The sequence below is a fragment of the Pseudomonas sp. GLN_2 genome, from assembly GCF_043106005.1.
Taxonomy (GTDB): Bacteria; Pseudomonadota; Gammaproteobacteria; order Pseudomonadales; family Pseudomonadaceae; genus Aquipseudomonas; species Aquipseudomonas alloputida.
In genome coordinates this window covers 1-3,341 of the sequence record NZ_JBICMC010000034.1, presented here as the reverse complement: position 1 = coordinate 3,341, position 3,341 = coordinate 1, and the positions used below count along the sequence as shown (strand labels likewise).

Here is a 3,341-nt window from a genome sequence, read left to right as displayed (position 1 = left end):
TGGCTGGACAGCTCGCTCAACGCCCGGTAGCTCATGCGCTGGTCGCCGAACAGCAGTGCCGTGGCGTCCGGCTGGCGACGCGCCTGCGCCTCGAACAGTTGGTGCACGCGCCAGTCGCCGGGGTAGTCGGTGGCGGTGTCGTTAAGGTCATGCAGCACCGCTTGCGCCTGCTGCGGGCTCAGCATCGGCAACTCGCCCAACGCCGTTTCGGCGCTGCTCTCAAGCATCTGCTGCAACACCTGCAACAGGTGCTCGCCAAGTTGCTCGGCCAACCGGGCACTGAACCGTGCCCGATCGGCTTTTAACTGCAGCGACAGGTGCGTACCCAGGTTAACCACCAGCGTGAGCGGGTAGTTGGTCTGTTCGTGGTTCGCCACCTCACCAAACACCAGGCTGCTGGTGGTATCGGCCTGCAGCGCTTCGGACACCGGGTAGTTCTCGAACACCAGGATGCTGTCGAACAGCGCTTCGCCGCCCTGCCCGGCCCAGCGCTGGATATCGAACAATGGCGTGTGATCGTACTCACGCAGGGCGATGTTCAGCGCCTGCACGGTGTCCAGCCAGTCACCCAGCGCTTGCTCCGGGCGGGGGCTGGCAATGACCGGCAAGGTATTGATGAACAGGCCGATCTGCTGCTCGATGCCTTTGAGTTCGGCCGGCCGCCCAGCCGTGGTCGCACCAAAGGCGACGCAGGCCTGGCCGGTATAGCGCTGCAGCACCAGCAGCCAGGCCGCTTGCACCACGGTATTGACGGTGACCCTGCGCTCACGGGCAAAGGCGTCCAGGCGGGCGGTCTGCCGGGCATCCAGTTGCTGTACCCGCTCGACCTGCCCCTGCCCTTCACTACCGGCTGCCCAGTCCGTGGCCCTGGCCAGCAAAGTGGGTGCATCCAGGTCTTGCAACTGGCGGGTCCAGAACGCCTGCCGGGCTTCGCCATCCTGGCGCTGCAGCCAGGCAATGTAGTCACGGAAGCGCCCCGGCCCTTGCTCCGGCACGCTGCCGTGGTAGCGCTGCAGCACCTCGCCCAGCAGCCGGGTATTGCTCCAGCCGTCCATCAGGATGTGGTGGCTGGTGTAGATCAGGTGATAACGCTGCGCGTCCAGGCGAATCAGGGTCAGGCGCAACAGCGGCGGCTTGCCCAGGTCGAAGCCGGCCGCGCGGTCTGCAGCAGCGAACGCCTCCAGCGCATCGGCAAGGTCGTCACGGCCACGCCAGTCATGCACCGCGAACGGCAATTGCGCCTCGCGCTGAATGATCTGCAACGGGCTGGCCAGCTCACCCCAGATGAAGCTGCCACGCAGCAGGTCATGGCAGTCGACTGCCGCTTGCCAGGCAGCACGGAAGCGCTCGGGATCCACGCCAGTCACATCGACCCGCAGCTGGTTGATGTAATCCCCGCCCTGCTGCAGCAACGTATGGAACATCATGCCTTGCTGCATGGGTGAAAGCGGGAAGATGTCCTCGACCATCGCTGGCGGCAGCGGCAGGCTGTCGAGCTGGGCCTGGGTCAGGCCGGCCAGCGGAAAGTCCGACGGGGTCATGCCGGCGTGTTCGCGCTGGCAGCAGTGTTCGACCAGGGCACGCAGCTCGTGGCTGTATTCATCGGCGAGGCGCTGTACGGTGGCGACTTCGAACATGTCGCTGCTGAAGGTCCAGCCCAGGCTCAGCTCACCGGCGTAGACCTGGCCATTGAGCGTCAGCCAGTTACCCAATGGCGCGTCCAGGCTTTGCTCGTCGCCTTTGGGGTCTGCGCAGGGCACCAGCAGCGCCTGCTCATCGGTCGCCAGGTGGCCATCCAGCTGGCCCAGATAGTTGAAGGTGATGCGCGGCACAGGCAAGGCACGCAGGCATTCACGGCGGGCAGCGTCCGCCAGGTAGCGCAGCACACCATAGCCAATGCCCTTTTCGGGCACGGCGCGCAGCTGTTCCTTGACCTGCTTGATCGACCCATCCAGCGTTGCCGCCGGGCTCAGCCGCAGCGGGAACAGGCTGGTGAACCAGCCGACCGTGCGGCCCAGGTCGAGGTTGTCGAACAGCGCTTCGCGCCCGTGCCCTTCCAGCTCGATCAGGGTCGAGGGTTCGCCGCTCCAGCGGCAGATTACCCGCGCAAGCGCAGTCAGCAGCAGGTCGTTGACCTGGGTACGATAAGCGGCCGGGGCCTGCTGCAACAGCTGTCGGGTCAGCGCCCCGTCCAGGTGGCTGTAGACCGTGTGGGCGTACCGGTTGCTCAGGGCGCCAGCGCTGTTGTCCTGCGGCAGGCTGCCGCTGGCATGGCTCAACTGCGCCTGCCAATAGCCCAGTTCGGCCTGCAACGTGTCGCTGCCGGCGTAGGCCTGCAGCTGTTCGGCCCAGGCCCTGAAGGCACTGGTCTTGGCGGGCAACTGTGGCGCCTGCCCGGCCGCACACTGTTGGTAGGCCCGGTGCAAGTCCTCCAGCAGAATACGCCAGGACACCCCATCGACGACCAGATGGTGGATCGCCAGCAACAGGCGCTGACTGCCGTCCGCCAAGGTTGCCAGCACCGCGCGCAGCATCGGCCCATCGGCCAGGTTGAGGCTGCGCTGGGCCTCGGTGCCCAATGCCTTTAGCTCACCGGCATCGGCCAGTGTCGCGCACCATAGCAAAGGTGGCTGTACCTGCCCGGCAGGACGGTAGCTGGCCTGCCACTGCCCATCAACCTCGACGAAGCTCAGGCGCAGGCTGTCGTGGTGCGTGACCAAGGCCTGCAGCGCCTGCTCCAGTGCCTGTGCATCAAGCACTTGCAGCGGGCGGAACAGCACCGACTGGTTCCACTGCTGGCGGTCGGCAATGGCTGTTTCGAAGAAGGCATGCTGCACCGCCAGCATTGGGGTTGGCCCGTGCAATGGGCGCTGGTCGGCCTGTGCCGCACACCCCACCTGGGCGACTGCGGCAAGGTCTTGTACCGTCTGGTGCTGGAACAGGTCCTTGGTGGTGAAGCGGATGCCCGCCTGGCGGGCGCGGCTGACCACCTGGATCGAGACGATCGAGTCGCCACCGAGGGTGAAGAAGTTGTCGCTGCGGCCGACCCGCTCCAGCTTGAGCAGGTCCTGCCAGATCGCCGCGATCTGCTGTTCCAGCGGACCTTGCGGTGCACTGTAGGCCTGCTGCAGGGCGCTGTTGTCGGGCTTGGGCAACGCCTTGCGGTCGAGCTTGCCGTTGGCCGTCACCGGCCAGGCCTGCACCTGCAGGATGTGCGTCGGCACCATGTAGTCCGGCAGGCTGCCCTTGAGCTGTTCGCGAAGGCTGTCACGCAGTTCGGCGGCGTCCACCGCCATGCCCTGCTCTTCGGCCAGTACGTAGGCCACCAACTGCTGGCCATG

1 protein-coding gene is annotated in these 3,341 nt (G+C 66.1%); it reads right to left on the bottom strand.

Features of this window, described 5'->3' with window-relative positions:
- Positions 1–3,341, bottom strand: a 3,341-nt coding sequence (locus ACF8Q6_RS09455; protein WP_392498702.1) for a condensation domain-containing protein, incomplete at both ends; no start/stop codon positions are given.